The following is a 25,041-nucleotide window of genomic DNA, read 5'->3' as shown; positions in this document are numbered from 1 at the left end:
ATTTATTAAGAATTCTAAATCTGAATTGTGAACTGATTATCAATATGATATAATAAACTTAAATAAAATTTCTCAAGGGGGTTCACTATGGAAAAAGCTATGATTAGACTTAGAATGAGTACACAAGATGCTCATTATGGTGGAAACTTAGTAGACGGTGCTAGAATGTTGGCATTATTTGGAGATGTTGCTACGGAGTTACTTATTAGACATGATGGAGATGAGGGGCTGTTTGTAGCTTATGATAAAGTAGAGTTTACAGCACCAGTATATGCAGGAGATTATATTGAAGCAGTAGGGGAAATTGTAAAAGTAGGAAATACTTCTAGAAAGATGGTATTTGAAGCTAGAAAAGTAATAGTACCAAGAAAAGATATAAGTGATTCTGCTTGTGATTTGTTAGAGGAACCAATAGTAGTATGTAGAGCAGAAGGAACTTGTGTAGTACCTAAGGATAAAATAAGAAAATAAAGAAAACAGTTAATAGTAAAAAGTTTGGGGTAATGCTTTTGTGTTTTTAACTATTCACTATTAGTTATTCACTAATAATAAAGGGGGCGTTTTTATGGAAAAATTAATCATTACAGCTGCTATTTGTGGTGCCGAGGTAACTAAGGAAAATAATCCAGCAGTTCCTTATACTGTAGAAGAAATAGGTAGAGAAGCAGAATCAGCTTATAAAGCAGGGGCTAGTATAATTCACCTTCATGTTAGGGAAGATGATGGAACACCTACTCAAGATAAAAATAGATTTAAGGCTTGTATGGATGAAATATTAAGAAGATGCCCAGATGTTATAATCCAACCTTCCACAGGTGGAGCAGTTGGTATGACTGATGAAGAAAGACTTCAACCAACAGAACTAGGGCCAGAAATGGCAACCTTAGACTGTGGTACTTGTAACTTTGGTGGAGATGAAATATTTGTAAATACTGAAAACACTATAAAAAACTTTGGTAGACTTATGATTGAAAGAGGAGTTAAACCAGAGGTTGAAGTATTTGATAAGGGTATGATTGACTATGCCATTAAATATGCTAAACAAGGATTTATAAAAGAACCAATGCACTTTGACTTTGTATTAGGAGTACAAATGGCAGCAAGTGCAAGAGATTTAGTATTTATGGTAGAAAGTATACCACAAGGCTCTACTTGGACAGTAGCAGGTATTGGCAGACATGAATTTCCTATGGCAGCTATAGCAATAGCTATGGGTGGTCATGTTAGAGTAGGTTTTGAAGATAATGTATATATAGACAAGGGAGTATTGGCTAAATCTAATGGAGAATTAGTAGAAAGAGTTGTAAGAATTGCAAAAGAATTAGGACGAGAAATAGCTACTCCAGATGAAGCAAGAGAAATACTAGGTCTAAACAAAAGATAAAAAATAACTCCGATTTCTGGTGATACTGGAAATCGGAGTTATTTTGGAATAAGGAGGAAGGATATTATGGAAAAAAGAGTAGTGATTGCCTTAGGAGGAAATGCTATACTTCAACCTAAGCAGGAACCAAACTATGAAACTCAATTGGAAAATGTAAGAAAAAGCTGTGAAGTACTTGCAAAGCTCGTAGAAGAAGGTTATCAGCTAATAATCAGTCATGGAAATGGACCACAGGTAGGTAATCTCCTTAGACAAAATGAGGAGGCTAAGGAAGTCGTACCTCAAATGCCATTAGATGTACTAACTGCTGAAACTCAAGGATTCATTGGATATATGATTCAACAATCATTAAAAAATGAACTAAACAAATTGGGGATAAATAAAGAAGTTATAACTTTAGCCACTAGAGTGGAAGTATCAAAGGATGATGAAAAGTTTAAAGACCCAAGTAAACCTATAGGTGCATTTTATACAGAGGAAGAGGCTTTAATTTTGAAAGAAGAAAAGGGATGGCTATTAAAAGAAGATTCAGGAAGAGGATTTAGAAGGGTAGTAGCTTCACCTAAGCCTATAGGAATTTTAGAAAAGGAAGTAATAAAAAAATTAGTGGATGATGATGTTATTGTAATCGCAGGAGGTGGAGGAGGTATTCCAGTAATTAGAGAAGAAAATGGAACATATTCTGGAATAGAATCTGTAATAGATAAGGATTTAAGCAGCTGTAAATTAGCAGAGGAAATAAACGCAGATATATTTATGATTTTAACAGATGTAGATAATGCTTATATTAATTATGGAAAACCTGAACAAAAATCCATAGAAAAAATTCAGGTATCTGAACTTATGAACTATATAGAAGAAGGACATTTTGCTAAGGGAAGCATGGGTCCAAAGATAGAAGCCGCTCTACAGTTTGCGAAAACTGGTGGAAAATCCCATATATGCTCACTATTCCAAGCTAGGCAGTCATTAAAAGGAGAAAGCGGAACCATAATATCTAAGTAAATAGTTTGAATTTGTAGCTGTAATACTTTAGAAATTTGATATAATAGTATATAATAAGAAAAGTTCATTGAAATATTTATTGAGGAAGCTTTTCTGGAAACTTGTTTATGGAGAGTTTTTAATTTAGGTAATAAAGAGGTGGAATTTACCTATTTATTATAATGAAAATGGAGGTTGTATTAATGTTAGTTACGGGAAAAGAATTATTGTTAGATGCACAGAAAAAAGGATATGCTGTAGGAGCTTTTAATATTAATAATATGGAGATAATTCAAGCTATTATTGAAGCAGCAGAGGAAACTAATTCTCCAGTTATACTTCAAGCTAGTCAAGGTGGCATTAAATATGCAGGAATCGAGTATATATCGGCTTTAGGAAAACTTGCAGCTAGAAATGCTAAGGTTCCAGTAGCACTTCATCTAGACCATGGTACAGATTTTGATCAAGTAATGTTATGTATTAGACATGGATTTTCTTCTGTAATGATTGATGGTTCTAGATTCCCATTGGAGGAAAATATTCTTTATACTAAGAAAGTAATAGAAGTGGCTAAAGCTGTTGGAGTTTCAGTTGAGGCAGAACTAGGAAAAATTGGCGGAACAGAAGACCATATTACTGTAGATGAAAAAGATGCTACTTTTACTGATCCACAAGAAGCTTTAAGATTTGTAAATGAAACAGATGTGGACTTTTTAGCCATAGCTGTAGGAACTGCCCATGGAGTATATAAAGGAGAGCCAAAACTAGATTTCGATAGAATAAAGACCATAAGAGAAACCATATCTGTACCACTAGTATTACATGGTTCATCAGGAGTTTCAGAAGAAGCTTTGAAAAAGGCTATTTCTTTAGGAATATCTAAAATAAATATAGATACAGATTTGAGGATAGCTTTTGCTGAAGGAGTAAAAAACTTTATAAAAGACAATCCAGCTAATATAGATCCAAGAAAAATCTTAACGCCTGCTAAAGAACAAATGAAAGCAAAGATTAAAGAAAAGATGGAGATATTTGGTTCAGTTAATAAAGCTTAGATTCATTTTGGTTATCCATAACTAGGGGTAGTGAATAGAGTTATTCACTAGAAAAAGAGGGGGAAGATTTATGAAGTTTTTTATTGATACTGCAAACATAGATGAAATAAGAGAAATAAATGAATGGGGAATAATTTCAGGAGTTACTACTAATCCTAGTTTAATTGCTAAGGAAGGAAGAAATTTTAAAGAGGTTGTTAAAGAAATTGCTGAAATAGTCAATGGGCCCATTAGTGCAGAAGTTATTTCTTTAGAAAAAGATGGTATGTTAGAGGAAGCAAGGGAACTTGTTAAGATTCACAAAAATATAGTAATAAAGATTCCTATGACTAAAGAAGGATTAAAGGCTGTAAAGGTCTTATCATCTGAAGGAGTAAAGACCAATGTAACTTTAATATTTTCTGCTAATCAAGCATTATTGGCAGCTCGTGCAGGAGCTACTTATGTAAGTCCTTTTATTGGCAGACTTGATGATATAGGAAATGAAGGAATATCTCTTATTGAGGATATAGTAAATGTATTTAATGTTCATAATATAGATACTGAAATAATTGCTGCAAGTATTAGGCATGGTATTCATGTATTAGATGCGGCAAAAGCAGGAGCCCATATTTCAACTATACCTTATAAGGTATTTTTACAAATGTTAGACCATCCTTTAACTGATATTGGTATAGATAAGTTTTTAAAGGACTGGGATAGTTTACAAACTAAATAGGGAGTGTTAAAATGGATAGAAACTTGGCTTTAAATTTAGGAAGAGTAACTGAAGCAGCAGCATTAGCCAGTGCAAAATTTTTAGGCAGAGGAGATAAAAATGCTGCAGATCAAGCTGCTGTTGATGCCATGAGAAGAATGTTTGATACTGTAAATATAGATGGAGTAGTAGTTATTGGTGAAGGAGAAATAGATGAGGCTCCTATGTTATATATTGGAGAACAAATAGGGATTGCAGGACCTGATAGTTTAAAAATAGACATAGCTGTAGACCCTCTTGATGGAACTAGTTCCATAGCATTTGGCAGACCAGATGCTGTTTCGGTTGTTGCCATAGCTCCAAGGGGCTGTATGCTTCATGCACCAGATACTTATATGAATAAAATTGCAGTAGGTCCAAAGGCTGCAGGAGTTATAGATATTAAAAAGCCTATAGAAGAAAATATTGCCAATGTTGCTAAGGCTTTAGATAAGGATATATCTGAGGTTACTATAACTATGCTTGATAGACCAAGACATGATAAATTAGCAGAAGATATAAGAAAAGCAGGAGCTAGAATTAGAATGATTACTGATGGAGACGTAATAGCTGCTATTAACACTTGTTTTGAAAATACAGGAGTAGATATGATGGTAGGTATAGGAGGAGCTCCAGAAGGGGTAATTACTGCTGCTGCTCTAAAATGTATGGGAGGAGAATTCCAAGGAATTCTACATCCTGCAACTGATGAACAAAAACAAAGATGTATAGAAATGGGTGCTGATTTAAATAAAGTATATAAAACAGATGACCTTGTAAAAGGAGATGAAATAGTCTTTGCAGCAACAGGAGTATCCCATGGAGAGTTACTTCAAGGTGTTAAATACTTAGAAAACAATGTTGCAACTACTCATACTTTAGTTCTTAGGAGAGAAACAGGAACCATTAGATTCATAGAGGCAACCCATAAGTTAGACAAGAAACCTGAATACGCGAAATAAATTTCTAAAGGAAATTTATAATTGTAAATTTTGAATGTTGAATTGTGAATTAAAACCTCATACTTAAAAACATTATGTTTTTAAGTATGAGGATTGGTTTTAATCTTTTCCATTCAAAATTCACAATTCACAATTTAAAATTGGCGTAAGCCTAGGAGGTGTTATATTTGACGGAGCAGGAACTGTCAGGGAAAAAGATTAGTGAATTACGAGAAATTGCAAAGCTTCAAGACATAGCTAGTCCTTATAAGTATAAAAAGGATGAGTTAATCGATATAATACTTCAAAGTTATGTATTAGAAGAAAAGGAAAGTAATATGGAAGAAAATAAAGAAGATATTAGAACAAAAGTTATTAACACGGAAAAATTACCTGAAAAAGTAGCAGAAGGATTAGAGAATATGGAGGTTATAAACACTGCTGAAGGAATCCTTGAGTTACATACAGATGGATACGGATTTTTAAGATCAGATAACTACCAATCAGGTGACGAAGATATATATATTTCTCCTTCACAAATAAGGCGATTTAGATTAAAAACAGGAGATAAGATATTTGGAGTAACACGTGACCCAAATCCCGGTGAAAGATATAAAGCTCTTCTATATATTAAATCTGTCAATGGAATGCATCCAGAAACGTCTATTAAAAGACCTAATTTTGATAATTTAACCCCCATTTATCCAAATAAAAGATTAAAACTTGAGACAAATTCATCTGATTTATCCACTAGAATGATAGACTTAATTGCACCTATTGGAAAAGGACAAAGAGGAATGATCGTTTCTCCCCCAAAAGCCGGAAAAACATCTTTACTCAAAATGGTTGCCAATAGTATATCGGAAAATCATCCAGAGGTGGAAATAATTGTATTACTAATAGATGAGAGACCAGAGGAAGTAACAGATATGAAAAGGTCTGTAAAAGGTGATGTGGTTTACTCTACTTTTGATGAGCAACCTCAACATCATACTAAGGTTGCGGAAATTGTCCTTGAAAGGGCAAAACGCCTTGTGGAGCATGGGAAAGATGTGGTTATTTTATTGGATAGTATTACAAGATTGGCTAGAGCTTATAACTTAACTATTCCAGCTACAGGGAGAACCTTATCAGGAGGATTAGACCCTGGAGCATTGCACAAACCTAAGCGATTCTTTGGTGCAGCAAGAAATTTGGAAGAAGGCGGTAGCTTAACTATTTTAGCCACAGGTTTAGTAGAAACTGGAAGTAGAATGGACGATGTTATATTTGAGGAATTCAAAGGTACAGGTAATATGGAAATACATCTAGATAGAAAGTTGTCTGAAAAGAGAATTTTTCCAGCAATAGATATTAATAAATCAGGTACTAGGAGAGAAGAGCTACTTCTTTCTCAAAAAGAACTTGAGACAATCTGGGGCATAAGAAAAGCTCTAGGTAATGCTCCTACGCAGGATGTAACTGAGACTTTAATAGATTCTTTACTAAGGTCTAAAGACAATGAACATTTTATAAATGAAATGAGAAATAAAATTTGGTTATAGTTGAAAACTAAAATAATATATGCTATAATTTAATGGTTGAATTATAGAAAAATGTTTTTTTGCTATAGACTAGCAGTCGGAAAGAGGTGAAAGGAATGAAAGCGGATATTCATCCAAATTATAACGAAGTTAATGTTACTTGTGCTTGTGGCAATACATTTAAAGCAGGTTCAGTTAAAGATGAACTAAAAGTAGAAATCTGTTCAGAATGTCACCCATTCTTTACAGGCCGTCAAAAATTTGCTGAGCGTGGCGGACGTGTTGAGAAGTTTAAGAAAAAATACAACAGAGACTAATTTTGTCAAAAAAACTAGGTTAGATGCTATAGCAACTAACCTTTATTTTTTATGACCTTTATGACCTAACCCAGTGAAGGAGCGTAGCGAGTGAACTGTAGGTAGGTCAAACGCAATGAAAACCCAATTTATACGAGTGTAACGAGTAAATAAATTGGAGTTTGAAACTGCGTAACCAAGCCTAGAGCTACAGTCAACTCAAATACCAGAATAGTAGGTCAAAAGCAACGAGAACCAAATCTATACGAGTGTAACGAGTAAATAAATTGGTGTTTGAAACTGCATAACCAAGCCTAGAATCGACTTGAATAATAAAAAAGCAGTGAATAACTAATAACTAATAATAAATAGTTATGGTAGTTTCAAGTAAACTTGAAACTATTAGCTAGAACTTAGAATTTCCCTTTAAGCTGTTCACTATTCACTATTAGTTATTCACCAAAAAAGAGGGGTGAGTATATGAAAATAAAAAACATAGATAGAGTGCCAAAACATATTACAAGTATTGGTGGTCAAGCCTTAATTGAAGGAGTTATGATGCGTGGCCCTAAGGAGATTGCAATGGCTGTTAGAAAGCCAGATAAGGAAATTGAAATAAAAGTAGAGAAACTCCAAACTTTAGGGATGAAATATAAAATATTTAAACTGCCTTTTATAAGGGGGGTAGTAGGGCTAATAGAAGCAATGCTATTTGGTACCAATGCACTGATGTACTCAGCAGAATTCTTTGAAGAAGAGGAAGAAACTAAGGAAAGCTTTACGGAAAAGATATTTAAAGATAAGGCTAAAGATATAGAAATGATTTTTGCAGTAGTTACTTCCTTAGTTTTAGCTGTAGGTTTATTTATGATTTTACCTACTATTTTGACTAATCTCTTTAAGACAAAGATACAAAGTTCCATAGGTCTAAATCTTTTGGAGGGCTTAGTTAGAATAGTTGTGTTTTTAATATATATAATTGGAGTATCTAAATTAGAAGATATAAAAAGAGTCTTTGAATATCATGGTGCAGAACATAAAACCATTCATTGTTATGAAAATGAAGAAGAATTGACTGTAAATAATGTAAAGAAATATCCAATTCTTCATCCTAGATGTGGAACTAGTTTTTTATTTATGGTTATGATAGTTAGTATCTTGGTTTTGTCATTTTTTGGATGGCCAAATCCTTTACAAAGATTTCTAGTAAGGATTCTAATGTTTCCTGTAATTGCAGGTATATCTTATGAAATAAATAGATTAATCGGAAAAAGTAATGGTAAACTGGCATATATTTTATCTTATCCAGGACTGATGATCCAAAAGTTAGCAACTGTAAGGGAACCAGATGAAGAGCAGATTGAAGTGGCTATAGAATCATTAAAGGCAGTACTAACGGATAATAAGGAAGAGGATAAATGGTAACTATAGATGAACTGCGTAGGAAATATAGGGATTTTTCATTGGAAGGAGTTTTAATCTTATGTAAACTACTAAATGTGGATAAATCCTATATTTATACCTATGGAGAAAAACAGGTTTCAAAAGAAATAAAAGATAAATTTATATATTTTATGGAAAATATAATTAAAGGGTATCCTATTCAATATATCCTAAAAGAAAGAGAGTTTATGGGACTAGAATTTTATCTAGAGGATGGAGTTTTAGTCCCTAGACCTGATACTGAAATTTTGGTAGAATATGTCATAGATTATATAAATAAAAGATATAATGGCAAGAATATTGATGTACTAGATATTGGAATAGGCAGTGGTGCAATTTCATTAAGTATTGCTAACTATTGTAAGGATGTAGAGGTTTATGGTATAGATATCGAAGATGTACCTATTAAGGTAGCAAATATAAATAAGGAAAAGTTCAATCTAACTAACGTAAACTTTTTTAAAGGCGATTTATTTAAAGCCTTAGATGGATTGGATTTAAAGTTTCATATAATAATGTCTAATCCTCCATATATAGCTTCAGAAAAGATAAAAGATTTAGATATTAAAGTAAAGAATTTTGAGCCAAGAATTGCATTAGACGGTGGAATGGACGGATTAAATTTTTATAGATGGATTACAGCTGAAAGCAAGAAATATTTAATGGACAATGGACTTTTAATATATGAAATAGGATTCGATCAGGGAAAATCTGTTAGCGATATTTTGATAAAAGAAGGTTTTAGTAATGTTTCCATATTAAAAGACTTACAAGGACTAGATAGAGTAGTCTATGGTACTAAGAGATAAAGGTGGTGCTTTAGGTGGAATTATTATTTAAACTATTTTGGTCATTTTTTAAAATAGGTGCATTTACTATTGGTGGTGGATATGCAATGCTTCCACTGATTCAAAGGGAGGTCGTAGAAGAAAATAATTGGCTTACATCAGATGAATTTGTGGATATATTGGCTATAGCAGAAGTGACTCCAGGACCTGTAGCTGTAAATACCAGTACATATGTGGGCTACAAGAAAGCAGGTCTTAAAGGTGCTTTAATATGTACATTAGGAACTATCCTTCCTTCATTTATTATTATACTTTTGATTGTTATATTTTTCTGGGGGTATAGAGGTAATCCTATTATAGAAAAGGTGTTTTTGGGAATTAGACCAGCTGTATCAGCTTTAATATTTTCTGCTGTATATAAGTTAGGAAAAACTATGAAGTTAAATAAAACTATGATAATAGGAGCATTACTTACGATATTTTCCATACTATTTCTTGATTTAAGTCCAATAGTTATAATCCTTATTTCCTCTATTAGCTCAATAGTCTATTTTAAAAATAAGGAGAAAAAGATATGAATATACTTAAACTTTTTATATCTTTTTTAAAGATAGGTGCCTTTAGTTTTGGTGGAGGCTACGCTATGTTGCCTCTAATACAGAAAGAGCTAATAGATGTTCATGGTTGGATAACTACAAAAGAATTTATAGATATATTAGCTGTAGTAGAAATGACACCGGGACCTGTTGCTATAAATTCTGCTACATTTTTAGGGTATAAGGTAGGAGGATTTTTAGGTTCAGTTGCTGCAACAGTTGGTGTAGTATTACCATCTATAGTTATAATACTTATAATTGCCCATTTTCTATCTAAGTTTAAAAGTTCGCCTTATGTATCTTGGGCATTTACAGGAATAAGACCAGTGGTTTTAGGATTAATTACATCTGCTAGCTTGACAGTTGCTAAGGATGCAATTATAGATATAAAAAGTTTTGTATTGATGGCAATACTTTTCTATTTAACATCATTCAAAAAACTACATCCAATATTGGTTATTGTATTAGCAGGAGTAGTGGGAGTATTTATATATTAATTTCAAAATTGAAATTGTAGAAGGAGGAATAATATGTTAGATAAATTGGCTTCAATTGAAGCTAGATATAATGAACTTGGTGAAAAAGTAATAGATATGGAAGTAATAAACGATAGAGAATTATGGCAAAAGCTTATGAAGGAACATTCAGATATTGAACCTATAGTATTTAAGTACAGAGAATTTAGAGAAACTAGAGATGGTTTAGAAGATGCTAAGGAAATGCTTAGAGATAAGCTAGATGATGAAATGAAGGAATTGGTTAAGGAAGAAATAAAGGAATTAGAAACAAATTTAGACACTATAGAAGAAGAACTTAGAGTATTGCTTATACCAAAGGACCCTAATGACCACAAAAACGTTATAGTGGAAATAAGAGGTGGAGCTGGTGGAGACGAGGCAGCTTTATTCTCAGGAGTATTATTTAGAATGTACTCAAGATATGCAGAGAGAAATAGATGGAAAGTAGAAGTAATGAGTAGTAATGAAATAGGTATAGGTGGGTTTAAAGAAGTAATATTTATGATAAAAGGTAAAGGTGCATATAGTAGATTAAAATATGAATCAGGAGTACACAGAGTTCAGAGAGTGCCAGAAACTGAGGCTAGTGGTAGAATTCATACGTCTACTTCTACAGTTGCAGTGTTACCAGAAGCTGAAGATGTAGATATAGAAATTCAAGAAAAGGATTTAAAAATAGATATTTATAGATCTTCAGGAGCAGGTGGACAGCACGTTAACACTACAGACTCAGCAGTTAGAATTACACATATACCAACAGGAGTAGTAGTTGCCTGTCAAGATGAAAGAAGCCAAATTAAGAATAGAGAAAAGGCAATGAAAATACTTAAAACTAGGATTTATGATCAAATGTTAATGGACCAAGAAGCAGAAATTGCACAGGAAAGAAAGGGGCAGGTAGGATCAGGAGATAGATCCGAAAGAATTAGAACCTATAATTTCCCTCAAGGAAGGGTAACTGACCATAGAATTAACTTAACACTGTATAAATTAGATGCTTTCGTAGATGGAGACTTAGATGAAATGATAGATTCTTTAATCACATCAGATCAAGCAGAAAAGTTAAGTGGAGAATAAAAAAATCGACTTTGGTAGACCAAAGTCGATTTTTTTATAATACTGAAAACCCCTTAAAATCTTGTTTAAACGCTAAATCTGAGGTATGATATAACTAAGTAGAGTAGAGAGGTGAATAAGTTGGCAGAAGAATTCAATAAACTAAACAATGAAGGAATACAACGTACAGAGTTGCATCGTAAGATTTGGGCAATAGCTGATAATGTACGCGGTGCAGTAGATGGATGGGATTTTAAGCAATATATTTTAGGAATCCTTTTCTATCGCTTTATTTCAGAAAATATGACTGATTTCTTTAATAAAACTGAACATGAAGCAGGTGATTTAGACTTTGACTATGCAAAGCTCTCTGATGCAGAGGCAGAACAAGATTTTCGACCTAATACTGTGGAAGAAAAAGGTTTCTTCATTTTGCCTAGCCAGTTATTTGAAAATGTAGTAAAGACATCTAAAACTAATGAAAACTTAAACACAGATTTGGCAAATATATTTCGCCGTATAGAAGCAAGTGCTATAGGTTTCTCATCTGAAGGAGATATTAAAGGTTTATTTGATGATTTGGATATGACGAGTAATCGTTTAGGTGGAACAGTTGCTGAAAAAAATAAACGGTTAGCAGATATTCTTATAGGCATCTCTGAAATTAATTTTGGTAAATTTGCAGAGAATGATATAGATGCTTTTGGTGATGCATATGAATATTTAATTTCTAACTATGCAAGTAATGCTGGAAAAAGCGGGGGAGAATTTTTCACCCCACAGACAGTATCAAAACTATTAGCTCGTATCGTTATGGAAGGGAAAGATAAAATTAATAAAGTGTATGATCCAGCATGTGGAAGTGGATCGTTGCTTTTACAGATGAAAAAACAATTTGAAAAACATATTATTGGAGAAGGTTTTTTTGGTCAGGAAATCAATATGACTACTTTTAACTTAGCTCGTATGAATATGTTTTTACATAATATCAATTATAATTATTTTAGTATCAGGCGTGGAGATACTCTATTAAATCCTCTCCATAAAGATGAAAAACCCTTTGATGCTATCGTATCAAATCCGCCTTATTCCATAAAGTGGATTGGTGATGATGACCCCACTCTTATTAATGATGAGCGTTTTGCTCCAGCAGGTAAATTGGCACCTAAATCAAAAGCAGATTTTGCCTTTATTATGCATAGCTTAAACTATCTTTCAAGCAGAGGAACAGCCGCAATTGTATGCTTCCCAGGAATATTCTATCGTTCAGGTGCAGAAAAAACAATTCGCAAGTATCTTGTGGATAATAACTTTGTAGATTGCATAATAGCTTTGCCTGAAAATCTCTTTTTCGGTACAAGTATTGCGACTAATATATTGGTGCTTGCTAAAAATAAAAAAGAGAATAAAACCCTATTTATAGATGCCAGTAACGAGTATAAAAAAGAAATCAATAACAATATATTGACTGAAGCAAATATTGAAAAAATAGTATCTGCTTTTCGAGATAAGAAAGTACAAGAACATTTTACCAGGTTAGTCGATAACGGTGAAATTGCTGAAAATGATTATAATCTATCTGTTTCAAACTATGTTGAAAAGAAAGACACAAGAGAAAAAATTGATATTGCTAAATTAAATGCTGAGATTACTGAGACTGTTATTAGAATTGATGAACTTAGAGCTGCTATTGATGAAATTGTAAAGGAGCTGAGTAAATGACTAATGAAGTAATTATTTATAACACAGAGGATGGCTTGACAAAAATCGAGCTATATTTAAAAGATGGCACTGTATGGTTGTCTCAATTAGAAATAGCAGAACTTTTTCAAACAACAAAACAGAATATTAGCAAGCATATTAAGGCAATTTTAGATGATGGAGAACTAGAGGAGAAAGTGGCTGTCAACTATCAGTTGATAACCACTAAACATGGAGCAATACAAGGGAAAACCCAGTCAAAGTCGGTGAAGGTTTATAATTTAGATATGATTCTTGCAGTTGGTTATCGAGTAAGATCAATACGTGGAGTACAATTCAGAAGATATGCTTCAACGGTCTTGAAAGAGTATCTTATCAAAGGTTATGCTATGAATGATGAACGTCTAAAGAATCTTGGTGGCGGAGATTATTTTAAAGAATTACTGGATAGAATTCGTGACATCCGTTCGAGTGAAAAAGTCTTTTATCGTCAAGTTTTAGACCTATTTGCAACAAGCAGTGATTATAATAAAAACTCTGCTGAGGCTAAACTATTCTTTGCTACGGTCCAAAATAAAATGCATTTTGCTATACATAACCATACAGCCAGTGAGTTAATATATTCACGTGTAGATAGTGATAAAGAGTTTATGGGGCTTACTATCTTTAAAGGAGAACTACCTACTTTAAAAGAGGCAAAGACAGCAAAAAATTATCTGAGTGAGGCAGAATTAAAAGGTCTAAATCAGTTGGTCTCGGGATATTTGGATTTTGCTGAAAGACAAGCTGATAGGCGAGTGGTTATGACCATGAAAGACTGGATAAACCACGTTGATAGTATCTTGCAAGCTGGCGGTGAAGATATATTAAAAGATAGCGGAAAAATATCACATCGGAATATGATTGATAAAGTAGAAGTGGAATATAAGAAATACAAGCAAAAAACAGTTACACAGGTTGAAAAAGATTACTTGGAGGAAATCAAGCGTATAGGAAACATGGCAAAAGTAGGGGGAAATAGTAATGACCAAAATAGATGATTTATTAAAAGATATTAAAGTTGAGTGGAAGACACTTGGTGAAGTTGCTGAATTGAAGAGAGGTCGCGTTATCTCAAAGCAGTATATAAACGAAAATATTGGAGAATATCCAGTCTTTTCTTCACAAACATTGAATTGTGGTGAAATTGGGAAAATTAATACTTATGATTATGATGGGGAGTATGCTACGTGGACAACGGATGGAATTTATGCTGGTACTGTATTTTATAGAAATGGAAAATTTAGTGTTACTAATATTTGTGGAATTATAAGTCCATTTAATGACAAAATACTTGATTTAAAATTTTTAGTTTATTATTTGCAAATTGAAACAAAAAAACATGTTAAAGATGGTTCAGGAAATCCCAAATTAATGAGTAATGTAATGTCCCTAATCAAAATTCCCATTCCACCGATAGAAATTCAAAAAGAAATTGCCAAAACACTTGATAAATTCACAGAATATGTTACAAAACTAACCGTAGAATTAACTACAGAATTAACCACAAGAAAAAAACAATATAGTTATTATCGTGATTTGTTGTTAAGTGAAGAATATTTGAATAGAATCTCTAGTAAGCTAATGCTTGAGGAGGATCAGAGTAATGAAGTTATTCAGACAACCCTTGGGGAAATTGGCAAATTTATTCGTGGCAATGGTTTGCAAAAGAAGGATTTTACAAAGGATGGTAAACCAGTTATACATTATGGACAAATTTATACAAGCTATGGGTTTTCCACTACGAAAACCATATCATATACTAGTGTTGAAACTTTTTCGAAATTAAAAAAAGCAAAGCCTGGAGATATAGTAATGGCTACAACATCAGAAAATGTGGAAGATGTCTGCAAATCTGTAGTATGGCTAGGGAATGAAGAAATTGGAATTTCTGGAGACTGCTATATTTTTAGCACTGATCAAAACGCGAAATATTTAGCTTACTTCTTTCAAACCATAGCTTTTCAAGTTCAGAAAGAACGCAAGGTTACTGGAACAAAGGTTATTCGTGTTAATGCAAAGGATATGGAAAAATTTAAAGTTTTTCTTCCACCAATACATATTCAGCAAAACGTCGTAGAAATATTAGATAAATTTCAGGAGTATATGAATGATATAAATGGGCTACTTCCAGAAGAAATTGAACAAAGAAAAAAACAATATGAATATTATCGTGAAAAACTATTGACATTCCATGAGGAATATGATAAACACACACACACACACACACACACACACACACACACACACACACACACACATAATACCTAATAGATACTTTGAACTATTGGAAACTGCTGCTAATATAGTGAGTTTACTGATAGAAGATATTACGCCAAAAGTTAAGTGGACTACATTAGGGGAAGTTGGAACATTTATTAACGGTTCTGGTATGCCCAAAAATATGTTTGATGAAAATGGGGAAATTGGAGCAATTCATTATGGACATATTTATACAAAATATCAAAATTTTGTTTATGAACCAGCCGTCAAAATTTCTCGCAAAAATGCTGAAAAACTAAAGAAAGTTCAAAGTGGTGATTTAGTTGTTGCCAGAACATCTGAAAATGTTGATGATATTATGAAAACAATTGCTTATCTTGGAGATGAGGAAGTTGTAGCAGGCGGACATTCAGCTATTTTTAAGCATAATCAAAATCCTAAATACTTAGCTTATGTTTTTAATGGCTCTTATGATTTAATAAAGCAAAAAAATAAATTAGCTAGAGGGACAAAAGTAATAGAACTTTCAACAAGGGATATGGTTAAAATCTCTATTCCTTTACCATCATATTTAGTTCAAACATTTGTTGTAAGTATTTTAGATAAATTTGATAATTTAACCAATGAGATTGTTCAAGGACTATCAAAGGAGATAGAACTTAGAACTAAACAATACGAATACTATAGAGAGAAGCTACTAAGTTTTAGTAAAGAAAAATAGATTTTATATAAAAATTAAAAAGGAAAGGAAATTGATCTATGGAGCAAAAGACGGATTATACTACAATTGCTGAAATGACTAATGGTATTATTTTAGCTAATTTTGAAAAGCAACCATTAGTACGTGAAGGTACTTTTCAAACTGAATCTATGCTTGAGTGTAAGATGAAAGATGATCTAATTTCTCAAGGATATGAAGATGTGTCTATTGGTACATCAGAGGAATTACTGTCTAACCTAAAAATACAAATAGAGAAGCTAAATAAAGTGACATTTACAGATGATGAGTGGGAACGTTTTTTATTGGAGTATTTAGATACACCTAATGACACAATGATAGAAAAAACTAGAAAGATTCAGGAAGACCATGTTTATGATTTTACATTTGATGATGGACATCTTCAAAATATCAAAATTATCGATAAAGATAATATTTATAACAATTATTTGCAGGTTACCAATCAAATCAGTCAAATGGGTTCACATAAGAATCGATATGATGTTACTATTTTAGTGAATGGGCTTCCTTTAGTACAGGTAGAGCTTAAAAAGCGGGGAGTTAATCTTCATGAGGCATTTAACCAAGTACATAGATATAGCAAGGAAAGTTTTAATCACGAAAATTCTTTGTTCAAATATATTCAAATTTTTGTAATTTCAAATGGAACGTATACTCGTTACTTTGCAAATACAACAGCTCAGAACAAGAATCATTATGAATTCACTTGTGAATGGGCTGATGCAAAAAATAAAACAATAAATGATTTAGAGGATTTTACAGCCACATTTTTTAATAAGAGAACCCTATTAGAAATTTTAATAAAATATTGTGTGTTTAGTTCAGATAATATTTTGCTTATTATGCGTCCATATCAAATTGCAGCAACGGAGCGTATTTTGTGGAAAATTGAATCCAGCTATCAAAATAAGAAGTATGGAACTATTTCTGCTGGTGGGTTTATTTGGCATACCACAGGAAGTGGAAAGACTTTGACTAGCTTTAAGGCAGCAAGACTTGCAACAAACCTTGAATATATAGATAAAGTATTTTTTGTAGTTGATAGAAAAGACTTAGATTATCAAACCATGAAGGAATATCAAAAATTTCAAGCAGATTCTGTTAATGGCAGTAAAAATACAAAGGAACTCAAGGTAAGTATAGAAAGACAAGATAATAAAATAGTTGTAACCACAATTCAAAAATTAAATGAATTTATTAAAAGAAATTCGACACATGATATTTATGGTAAACATTGTGTTCTGATTTTCGATGAATGTCATCGCTCACAATTTGGAGAGGCACAAAAAAACATTAAAAAGGCTTTTAAGCATTATTACCAATTTGGATTTACGGGCACACCTATTTTTCCTGAAAATTCCCTTGGAGCAGATACAACAGCAGGAGTATTTGGCACTCAGCTTCATAGCTATGTAATAACTGATGCTATCCGTGATAAAAAAGTATTGAAGTTTAAAGTTGATTACAACAATATATCCCCTAAATTTAAAGAAGCTGAAATGGAAAAGGACTATGATAAGTTAAAAAAACTTGAAAAGAAAATGCTTTTACATCCCGAGCGTATCGAAACTGTAACTAAACATATCTTAAAGGTTTTTGATACAAAAACTCATCGAAATGAACATTACACTCATAAGCAAAAGGCTTTACATGGATTTAATGCCATGTTTGCTGTTCAAAGTATTGAAGCTGCCAAACTTTACTATGAAGAATTTACTAAACAACAAGCTACTTTACAAGAAGAAAAAAGATTAAAGGTAGCAACAATTTATAGCTTTGTAGCAAACGAAGAGCAGAGTGCAATCGGTGAGATTGCTGATGAAAACTTTGAACCAAATGCACTTGATAGTAGTGGCAAGGAATTCTTAGACAAAGTTATAAAAGATTATAACTATACCTTCAAAACAAATTTTTCAACCAATGGGGATGAATTTCAAAACTACTATAAAGATGTATCCTTACGAGTAAAAAATAAGGAAGTTGACTTATTAATTGTAGTGGGGATGTTTTTAACTGGATTTGATGCACCTACATTGAATACCTTATTTGTGGATAAAAACTTACGGTATCATGGACTGATTCAGGCGTATTCAAGAACCAATCGTATTTTAAATAAGGTTAAGGCTTTTGGGAATATTGTCTGCTTTCGTGACTTAGAGAATGCTACTCGTGATGCTATTAAGGTATTTGGTGACGAAAATAGCATCAATGTTATATTAGAAAAAAGCTATGATGAATATATGTATGGTTTCACTGATAAAGAAACAGGAAAAACAATTAAAGGATATGAAGAATTATGTAATGAGATTTTAGAAAGATTCCCTGAACCTACAGGGATTGTATTAGATAAAGATAAGAAAGAGTTTGCTAAGTTGTTTGGAGAATTATTAAAGTCGGAGAATATATTGAAAAATTTTGATGAGTTTCAGGAGAAGGGTTCGATTATTAGTGAGAGACTTATGCAGGATATGAAGAGCGTTTATGTTGATATTCGTGAAGAAGTCATTAAAAATAATGGTGGAACTAATTCAAAGGAAATAAAGGACATAGATTTTTCAGATATAGAGTTTCAAATTGAGTTACTAAAAACAGATGAAATAAATCTTGACTATATATTGGCACTTATTTTAGAAAAATCTAAAGAACATAAGGATATTGAAACTCTGAAAGACGAAATTCGTAGAGTGATTCGCTCAAGTCTTGGGACTCGTGCAAAAGAAGAATTAGTTATTTCTTTTATTAATGAATCTGATCTAACAAGTCTAAAAAACACAGATGAAATTTTGACATCATTTTATGTTTATGCAAAGAAACAAAAAGAAAAACAAATTGAGAATCTTTCAAAAGAAGAGAACTTAAAGAATGATGCTAAACGCTTTATTGAAAGGTCAGTTGAAAAGGGCTTTGTATCATATGAAGGTGCAGAACTTGATAGTATATTGCCACCTACATCAAGAAGGCATGGAGCTAGAGAAACTAAAAAACAAATGGTTTTAGAGAAAATTCAAAAAGTAGTTGAGATATTTGTTGGTATTTAGAACCAACTATCTATAGAACTAAGATAGCAGAGTTAAATCCTAAGTAGAGTAGTATTAATATGGTATATTGACTCTGCTATACTATTTTCATCTAAAATATAATATAATTCCAAGTATAAATCCACCAATGACTCCAAGGCTAGATACTCTGCCTTTGTGAAGTTGTTTACCTGTTGGAATTAAATCATCACATACTATATATAGCATAATTCCACCAGTTATGGCTAAGCAAATAGAGATTACGCCATTGGATATGGTGCCTAAATAGGAACCGATATAGGCACCTATGCCTGTAGGAGCACCTGCAAGAAAACTAATCCACATTATTTTAAAAGGACTTACCTCATTCATGCTTAAAGGTAGTGCCATAGATATGCCCTCTGGAATATTATGTAGAAGCATGGCAAAAGTTAAAATAAATCCAAAATCAGATACTCCTACTAAGGTAGAGCCTAGGGCCAGGCCTTCAGGCATATTATGTATAGCTATACTCAAAGCTAAAAGTACTCCAGACCTTAATCCTACAAGGAATTCTATTTTCTCTATTAAAAACTCCAGTATAATAATAATAGACACTCCTATTAAGACACCTAAGATTACATTTAAGATTCCTCCTAGGTAAAAGGCTTCAGGAAATAGATGAAAGCTTACTATAAACATCATAAATCCACCTGTTAAACCCAATAAAAAACTTAAAATTTTATCTGTTTTTTTTACATATATACCAATAAAACTTCCTAGTCCAGTACCTACTACCCCTACTAATAATCCAATAAGACTAACAAACCATATATTCATAAAGAATCCCTCCCAATAATAGATATGAGAAGCTAAAGCTAATTATGAATTGTGAATTATGAATTGTGAATTGAAACATAATAATATATAATTGAGATGAATAGTGAACAGTTAATAGCTATTCACTAAAAAACGGAGGTCATTATGAATACAAAGATATTAAAAATAACTGAAAATAATATAGATGAAGATTTAATAAATGAAGCTATAAATGTAATAAAAAATGGAGGGCTTGTTGCTTTTCCTACTGAGACTGTTTACGGACTTGGAGCCAACGGTTTCGATCAGTGGGCTGCTGAGAAAATCTTTATTGCCAAAGGTAGACCACAGGACAATCCACTAATCCTTCATGTGTCATCAATTGAGCAAGTAGGAGAATTAGTAAGAGAAATACCAAAGGTGGCCATAGAGTGTATTGAAAGATTTTGGCCAGGACCTCTTACTATACTGTTGAAGAAATCAGATAAGATACCTAGTATAATTACAGCAGGATTAGATACTGTGGCTATTAGAATGCCAGAGCATAAAATAGCATTAGAACTAATAAGTGGATCTAATACTCCCATAGCTGCACCTTCTGCTAATACATCAGGAAGACCTAGTCCTACATCTGCAAAACATGTTATAGAGGACTTAATGGGTAAGGTTGATATAATAATAGATGGTGGAGATACTGGAATAGGTTTAGAATCAACAGTGTTAGATTTATCTGGAGAAACTCCAATGATTCTTAGACCAGGTGGCGTAACTAAAGAAGATTTAATAAAAATAATTCCCAATATAGAGGTAGACTTTGCTATAATAAAAGAAGATGAAAATATAGTACCTAAATCACCTGGACAAAAATACAGACATTATGCTCCTAAGTCAGAAATGGTAGTCTATAGTGGAGATGTTGAAAATATTGTAAGAGCTATTTTGGAAAAGACTGAAGAATATATAAGTGGTGGAAAAAATGTAGGAATTATTTGTACAGATGAAACAAAGGAATTTTATAAAGATGGTATAGTAATATCCATGGGTACCAGAAAGGATGAAAAAACCATAGCCCATAATTTATTTAATATTTTAAGATTATTTGATGAGAAAAATGTAGATATAATTTTAAGTGAAGGTGTTGATTTTTCATTTTTGGGAGTAGCTATAATGAACAGAATGATGAAAGCTTCAGGGGGAAAAATCATAGAAGTTTAAGGGGGATATGGAATGAAAATATTATTTGTATGTACTGGTAACACTTGTAGAAGCCCTATGGCTGAAGGAATTTTACGTTCAATAGCGGAAAAAAATGGTTTGGATATAGAAGTTAGATCTGCAGGTATTTCTGTATTTGATGGAGACCATGCATCTATTAACTCCATTGAGGCAATGAAAAAAATAAATATAGATATATCAGGTCATGAAGCTTCTCAATTACATATAGATTTAATAGAAGAGGCAGATTTAATTTTGACTATGGGAAATTCCCATAAAGATTTTATAGTATCTAATTTTCCAAAAGCTGTTGGTAAGGTTTACAATCTAATGGAATATGCTTATAAAATAAACAAAGATATATCAGATCCCTTTGGAGGGAATCTAAAGCAATATGAGTATATAAGAGACGAAATATATCAGGCAATAGTACAAATTAAATTTAAAGAATAGTTGTTAGTTATTTGCTAAAAAGGAGGAAAAGTAAATGAAAATTGGTATAGGCAGTGATCATGGCGGATTTGAATTAAAAGAATATATTAAAGAATATTTAAATAAAGAAGGAATTGAATATATAGATTATGGAACTAATTCTATGGATTCAGTGGATTATCCAGATTATGGCAAAAAGGTATCTGAGGCTGTAGTATCAAAGGAAGTAGACAGAGCTATAGTTGTATGTGGTACAGGTATTGGTATTTCCATAGCTTGTAACAAAGTAAAGGGAATTAGATGTGCATTATGTGGAGATACCTACTCTGCAAGAATGAGCAGAGAGCATAATGATGCCAATATTTTAGCTCTTGGAGGAAGAGTAGTTGGCAGAGATTTGGCAATGGAAATAGTAGGAGTTTGGTTAAAAACTGAATTTGCTAATGGACGACATAAAGGAAGGGTAGAAAAAATAAGTGAAATTGAAGCTTAATTTGTGATATAATCTTTAAGGAAAAAAATTAGTGAATGAAGGGAGTTTTTTATATGGCAAAAGTAGTAGTATTTGATCATCCTCTTATTAAACATAAGCTTACATTTATAAGAGATAAAAACACTGGCTCAAAGGAATTTAGAGAATTAGTTACAGAGGTTTCCATGTTAATGGGATATGAAGTAACTAGAGATTTTCCATTAGAAGAAATTGAAATAGAAACACCTGTTACAACTATGAAATCACAAGTTATATCAGGTAAAAAGGTGGGTCTTATTCCAATTCTTAGGGCAGGACTTGGTATGGTAGATGGAATGTTAAATCTATTACCAGCAGCTCGTGTAGGTCATGTTGGTCTTTATAGAGACCCAGAAACTTTGAAGCCTGTGGAATATTACTGTAAATTACCTCAAGACATTGAAGAAAGGGAATTAATAGTGTTAGACCCTATGCTTGCAACAGGTGGTTCAGCCACTGCAGCCATAGACTTCTTAAAAGAAAAGGGAGCAACTTCTATTAAACTAGTTTGCTTAATAGCTGCACCAGAAGGAGTAGATGCCGTAAAGGATGCTCATCCAGATGTGGATATTTATGTAGCGGCTTTAGATGAAAAATTAAATGATCATGCTTATATAGTGCCAGGATTAGGAGATGCTGGTGATAGGTTATTTGGAACTAAATAAAGGAGTGGATTAATATGGGAAGCTTTATTGCACCATTTTTTCTAGCTTTATTGATTTCATTTATTTCCACTCCTTTAGTGAGAAAACTAGCATTCAAAATAGGTGCTGTTGATGTTCCCAAGGACGACAGAAGAGTGCATAAAGAGCCAATGCCACTAATAGGTGGTTTGGCTATATTCTTCAGCGTAGTACTAGTTTCTATAATATTTTTACCTCTAAATAGAGAGATGGTTTCTCTTTTAATAGGAGGTACAATTATTGTAATAAGTGGAATTATAGATGATTTAAGGGAGCTAAATCCCAAAGCTAAATTCATATTTCAAATTATAGCAGGACTAGTAATTATTTATGGTGGTATAAAAGTAGATTTTGTTACTAATCCTTTTACAAGGAATAGTTCTCTAATTTATTTACATTGGTTATCTATTCCTATAACTTTATTTTGGATAGTTGGTATTACAAATACATTAAACTTTATAGATGGATTAGATGGATTGTCAGCAGGAGTAGCCATGATTTCTAGTATAACTCTTATGGTAGTAGCAGGTAAATTTGGATATACATCTATAATCATATTATCAGCTGCCATAGCAGGAGCTTGTTTAGGATTTTTACCTTTTAATTTCAACCCTGCTAAGATTTTCATGGGAGATACTGGTGCTTTGTTTTTAGGATTTATGTTGGCAGCAATAACTATAGAAGGTGTAATGAAGTCTGTAGCAACTATTGCAATTGTAGCTCCTATACTTATATTATCTGTACCTATATTTGATACTACCTTTGCAATATTTAGAAGATTACTAAATGGGCAGTCTATATCTTCTGCAGATAAAGGTCATTTACATCATAGACTTTTAAATAAGGGATATTCTCAAAGAAAATCTGTACTGATACTTTATGCTATGTCAGCTGGTTTTGGAGTGTTTGCCATAATAGTATCTAGGGCAAATACAAGGCAGGCAGTTTTTGCTTCCATCGGATTACTTTTAGCTTCAGTATTAGTGGCTATAAAATTAGGAATATTTGAGAAAAGAGGATAGAGAAGCAGTGAATAGTGAATGCGACCACAGGCTGTAATATAATAGTTTCAAGTTTACTTGAAACTTCTACAATATTTACTATTAGTTATTAACTATTCACTAAAGAATAGGAGGGGTATATTTGAAAATAATGACTGTTTTTGGCACAAGACCAGAGGGGATAAAAATGGCTCCCATAGTGAAAGAACTGGAGAAAAGAAAAAATATAGAGTCTATAGTATGTGTAACAGCACAACATAGAGAGATGTTAGACCCAGTTTTAAACTTATTCAATATAAAGCCAGACTATGATTTAAATATATTTAAACCTGGACAAACTCTAACAGAAATTACAACAAGAGCTTTACAAGGTCTAGAAGAAGTAATTTTAAAGGAGAAACCAGATGTATTATTGGTTCAAGGAGATACTACTACAGTATTTGCAGGTGCATTGGCTGCTTTTTATCATAGGGTAAAAATTGGACATGTTGAAGCAGGTCTTCGTAGTGGAAACCTATATTCACCATACCCTGAAGAAGCCAATAGGAAACTAGCAGGTATACTTTCAGATTTTCACTTTGCTCCTACAGAGAGCAATAGACAAAATTTATTAAAAGAAGATTATCCAGATGAAAAGATATTTATTACGGGAAACACAGTAATAGATGCTTTAAAATATGTTGTTAAAGAAGATTATATATTTGAATTAGATTTGTTAAACAATCTAGATTATAAAAATAAAAGAGTGATTTTAGTTACAAGCCATAGAAGTGAAAATATTGGTAAACCTATGGAAAATATATTTACTGCAATAAAAGATATTGTAGAAGAATATAAGGATGTAGAAGTAGTATTTCCTATGCACTTAAATCCAAAGGTGAGAGATATTGCAAACAGAGTACTAGGAAGCAATAATAGAATTCATTTAATAGAGCCACTAGACTATGAACCAATGGCAAACCTTATGTCAAAGGTACATTTAATAGTTACAGATTCTGGTGGACTTCAAGAAGAAGGACCAACCTTTGGTAAACCTGTACTTGTAGTTCGAGAAGAAACAGAAAGACCAGAAGGTATAGAAGCAGGAACTGCTAAACTAGTAGGGACTAAATATGAAAATCTATATAATGAATTAAACCTATTATTATCTAATGAATCAGAATATAACAAAATGGCAAATGCAGTGAATCCTTATGGAGACGGAAAGGCCAGTGAAAAGATAGTAGATATATTAGTTAATAGTGAAGAGTAAATAGTGAAAAGTGAATAGTTTTTGGGTCTTTAGGTTAATAGTTTCTAGTTTATTCGAAACTTCCAAAACTATTCACTAGATAAACAAACTAAGCGATGCACACAAAATTG

General features: G+C 32.5%; 25 protein-coding genes. 24 read left to right on the top strand and 1 reads right to left on the bottom strand.

Features of this window, described 5'->3' with window-relative positions:
* Positions 1 to 87 precede the first annotated feature (87 nt).
* From kal to FYJ83_RS01690, 18 genes are all read left to right on the top strand, one after another.
* Positions 88 to 471 carry a 3-aminobutyryl-CoA ammonia lyase gene (kal, locus tag FYJ83_RS01775; RefSeq protein ID WP_154438495.1) on the top strand — a complete coding sequence of 128 codons (384 nt, stop codon included), beginning with the start codon at positions 88 to 90 and terminating at the stop codon, positions 469 to 471.
* Positions 472 to 565: 94 nt separating this feature from the next.
* Entirely contained in the window at positions 566 to 1,384 is an 819-nt protein-coding gene (gene kce, locus FYJ83_RS01770) for a 3-keto-5-aminohexanoate cleavage enzyme (RefSeq protein ID WP_154438493.1), read from the top strand.
* A gap of 66 nt (positions 1,385 to 1,450) precedes the next feature.
* Entirely contained in the window at positions 1,451 to 2,389 is a 939-nt protein-coding gene (gene arcC / locus FYJ83_RS01765; protein WP_154438492.1) for a carbamate kinase, read from the top strand.
* 182 nt (positions 2,390 to 2,571) lie between these two features.
* Positions 2,572 to 3,423 carry a class II fructose-1,6-bisphosphate aldolase gene (locus tag FYJ83_RS01760; protein WP_154438490.1) on the top strand — a complete coding sequence of 284 codons (852 nt, stop codon included), beginning with the start codon at positions 2,572 to 2,574 and terminating at the stop codon, positions 3,421 to 3,423.
* Between the two features lie 70 nt (positions 3,424 to 3,493).
* Positions 3,494 to 4,141 carry a fructose-6-phosphate aldolase gene (gene fsa, locus FYJ83_RS01755; RefSeq protein WP_154438488.1) on the top strand — a complete coding sequence of 216 codons (648 nt, stop codon included), beginning with the start codon at positions 3,494 to 3,496 and terminating at the stop codon, positions 4,139 to 4,141.
* 11 nt (positions 4,142 to 4,152) lie between these two features.
* Positions 4,153 to 5,121 carry a class II fructose-bisphosphatase gene (gene glpX / locus FYJ83_RS01750; RefSeq protein WP_154438486.1) on the top strand — a complete coding sequence of 323 codons (969 nt, stop codon included), beginning with the start codon at positions 4,153 to 4,155 and terminating at the stop codon, positions 5,119 to 5,121.
* A gap of 167 nt (positions 5,122 to 5,288) precedes the next feature.
* Positions 5,289 to 6,644, top strand: coding sequence for a transcription termination factor Rho (gene rho / locus FYJ83_RS01745; protein WP_154438484.1), 1,356 nt, complete (start codon positions 5,289 to 5,291; stop codon positions 6,642 to 6,644).
* 95 nt (positions 6,645 to 6,739) lie between these two features.
* Positions 6,740 to 6,940, top strand: coding sequence for a 50S ribosomal protein L31 (gene rpmE, locus FYJ83_RS01740; protein WP_154438482.1), 201 nt, complete (start codon positions 6,740 to 6,742; stop codon positions 6,938 to 6,940).
* A gap of 459 nt (positions 6,941 to 7,399) precedes the next feature.
* Positions 7,400 to 8,344, top strand: a complete 945-nt coding sequence (locus FYJ83_RS01735) for a DUF1385 domain-containing protein (protein ID WP_154438480.1) — start codon at positions 7,400 to 7,402, stop codon at positions 8,342 to 8,344.
* Positions 8,338 to 9,171 carry a peptide chain release factor N(5)-glutamine methyltransferase gene (gene prmC / locus FYJ83_RS01730; RefSeq protein ID WP_154438478.1) on the top strand — a complete coding sequence of 278 codons (834 nt, stop codon included), beginning with the start codon at positions 8,338 to 8,340 and terminating at the stop codon, positions 9,169 to 9,171. Before FYJ83_RS01735 ends, prmC begins: the two co-directional genes overlap by 7 nt.
* Positions 9,172 to 9,185: 14 nt before the next feature.
* Entirely contained in the window at positions 9,186 to 9,728 is a 543-nt protein-coding gene (locus tag FYJ83_RS01725; RefSeq protein WP_326828280.1) for a chromate transporter, read from the top strand.
* On the top strand, positions 9,725 to 10,243 hold the full coding sequence (locus tag FYJ83_RS01720; RefSeq protein WP_154438476.1) for a chromate transporter: 519 nt from the start codon (positions 9,725 to 9,727) through the stop codon (positions 10,241 to 10,243). Before FYJ83_RS01725 ends, FYJ83_RS01720 begins: the two co-directional genes overlap by 4 nt.
* Positions 10,244 to 10,276: 33 nt before the next feature.
* The gene (gene prfA / locus FYJ83_RS01715; RefSeq protein WP_154438474.1) at positions 10,277 to 11,341 is read left to right on the top strand and encodes a peptide chain release factor 1; all 1,065 of its coding nucleotides are present in this window, start codon (positions 10,277 to 10,279) and stop codon (positions 11,339 to 11,341) included.
* 120 nt (positions 11,342 to 11,461) lie between these two features.
* Positions 11,462 to 13,042: a type I restriction-modification system subunit M gene (locus FYJ83_RS01710; RefSeq protein WP_154438473.1), complete on the top strand. Its 1,581-nt coding sequence runs from the start codon at positions 11,462 to 11,464 to the stop codon at positions 13,040 to 13,042.
* Positions 13,043 to 13,077: 35 nt separating this feature from the next.
* A complete protein-coding gene (rhuM, locus tag FYJ83_RS01705) occupies positions 13,078 to 14,061 on the top strand; it encodes a virulence RhuM family protein (protein WP_229768456.1) in 984 nt (327 codons plus the stop codon).
* On the top strand, positions 14,045 to 15,331 hold the full coding sequence (locus tag FYJ83_RS01700) for a restriction endonuclease subunit S (protein ID WP_154438469.1): 1,287 nt from the start codon (positions 14,045 to 14,047) through the stop codon (positions 15,329 to 15,331). The genes rhuM and FYJ83_RS01700 overlap by 17 nt, the downstream gene beginning before the upstream one ends.
* A gap of 37 nt (positions 15,332 to 15,368) precedes the next feature.
* On the top strand, positions 15,369 to 16,004 hold the full coding sequence (locus FYJ83_RS01695; RefSeq protein ID WP_326828279.1) for a restriction endonuclease subunit S: 636 nt from the start codon (positions 15,369 to 15,371) through the stop codon (positions 16,002 to 16,004).
* A 38-nt stretch (positions 16,005 to 16,042) separates the two neighbouring features.
* Complete coding sequence (locus tag FYJ83_RS01690) at positions 16,043 to 19,060, top strand: type I restriction endonuclease subunit R (protein ID WP_154438465.1); 3,018 nt, start codon at positions 16,043 to 16,045, stop codon at positions 19,058 to 19,060.
* A gap of 87 nt (positions 19,061 to 19,147) precedes the next feature.
* Here FYJ83_RS01690 and FYJ83_RS01685 read toward each other — a convergent pair whose 3' ends face one another.
* Positions 19,148 to 19,858, bottom strand: coding sequence for a ZIP family metal transporter (locus tag FYJ83_RS01685; protein WP_154438463.1), 711 nt, complete (start codon positions 19,856 to 19,858; stop codon positions 19,148 to 19,150).
* Between the two features lie 144 nt (positions 19,859 to 20,002).
* Between FYJ83_RS01685 and FYJ83_RS01680 the strand changes: the two genes are divergently transcribed.
* The 6 genes from FYJ83_RS01680 to wecB all read left to right on the top strand — a co-directional run bounded on the left by FYJ83_RS01680 (position 20,003) and on the right by wecB (position 24,931).
* Positions 20,003 to 21,052, top strand: a complete 1,050-nt coding sequence (locus FYJ83_RS01680; protein ID WP_195837884.1) for an L-threonylcarbamoyladenylate synthase — start codon at positions 20,003 to 20,005, stop codon at positions 21,050 to 21,052.
* 12 nt (positions 21,053 to 21,064) lie between these two features.
* Complete coding sequence (locus tag FYJ83_RS19600) at positions 21,065 to 21,505, top strand: low molecular weight protein arginine phosphatase (RefSeq protein WP_195837883.1); 441 nt, start codon at positions 21,065 to 21,067, stop codon at positions 21,503 to 21,505.
* 34 nt (positions 21,506 to 21,539) lie between these two features.
* Positions 21,540 to 21,977, top strand: coding sequence for a ribose 5-phosphate isomerase B (rpiB, locus tag FYJ83_RS01675; RefSeq protein WP_154438461.1), 438 nt, complete (start codon positions 21,540 to 21,542; stop codon positions 21,975 to 21,977).
* A 53-nt stretch (positions 21,978 to 22,030) separates the two neighbouring features.
* A complete protein-coding gene (gene upp / locus FYJ83_RS01670) occupies positions 22,031 to 22,660 on the top strand; it encodes a uracil phosphoribosyltransferase (RefSeq protein WP_154438459.1) in 630 nt (209 codons plus the stop codon).
* Positions 22,661 to 22,674: 14 nt separating this feature from the next.
* Positions 22,675 to 23,700, top strand: a complete 1,026-nt coding sequence (locus FYJ83_RS01665) for a glycosyltransferase family 4 protein (protein WP_154438457.1) — start codon at positions 22,675 to 22,677, stop codon at positions 23,698 to 23,700.
* A 121-nt stretch (positions 23,701 to 23,821) separates the two neighbouring features.
* Positions 23,822 to 24,931, top strand: a complete 1,110-nt coding sequence (gene wecB / locus FYJ83_RS01660; protein ID WP_154438455.1) for a non-hydrolyzing UDP-N-acetylglucosamine 2-epimerase — start codon at positions 23,822 to 23,824, stop codon at positions 24,929 to 24,931.
* The last annotated feature ends 110 nt before the right edge of the window (positions 24,932 to 25,041 follow it).

The sequence above is a fragment of the Tissierella pigra genome, from assembly GCF_009695605.1.
Classification (GTDB): domain Bacteria; phylum Bacillota; class Clostridia; order Tissierellales; family Tissierellaceae; genus Tissierella; species Tissierella pigra.
This window is presented reverse-complemented; position numbering and strand designations above follow the sequence as displayed.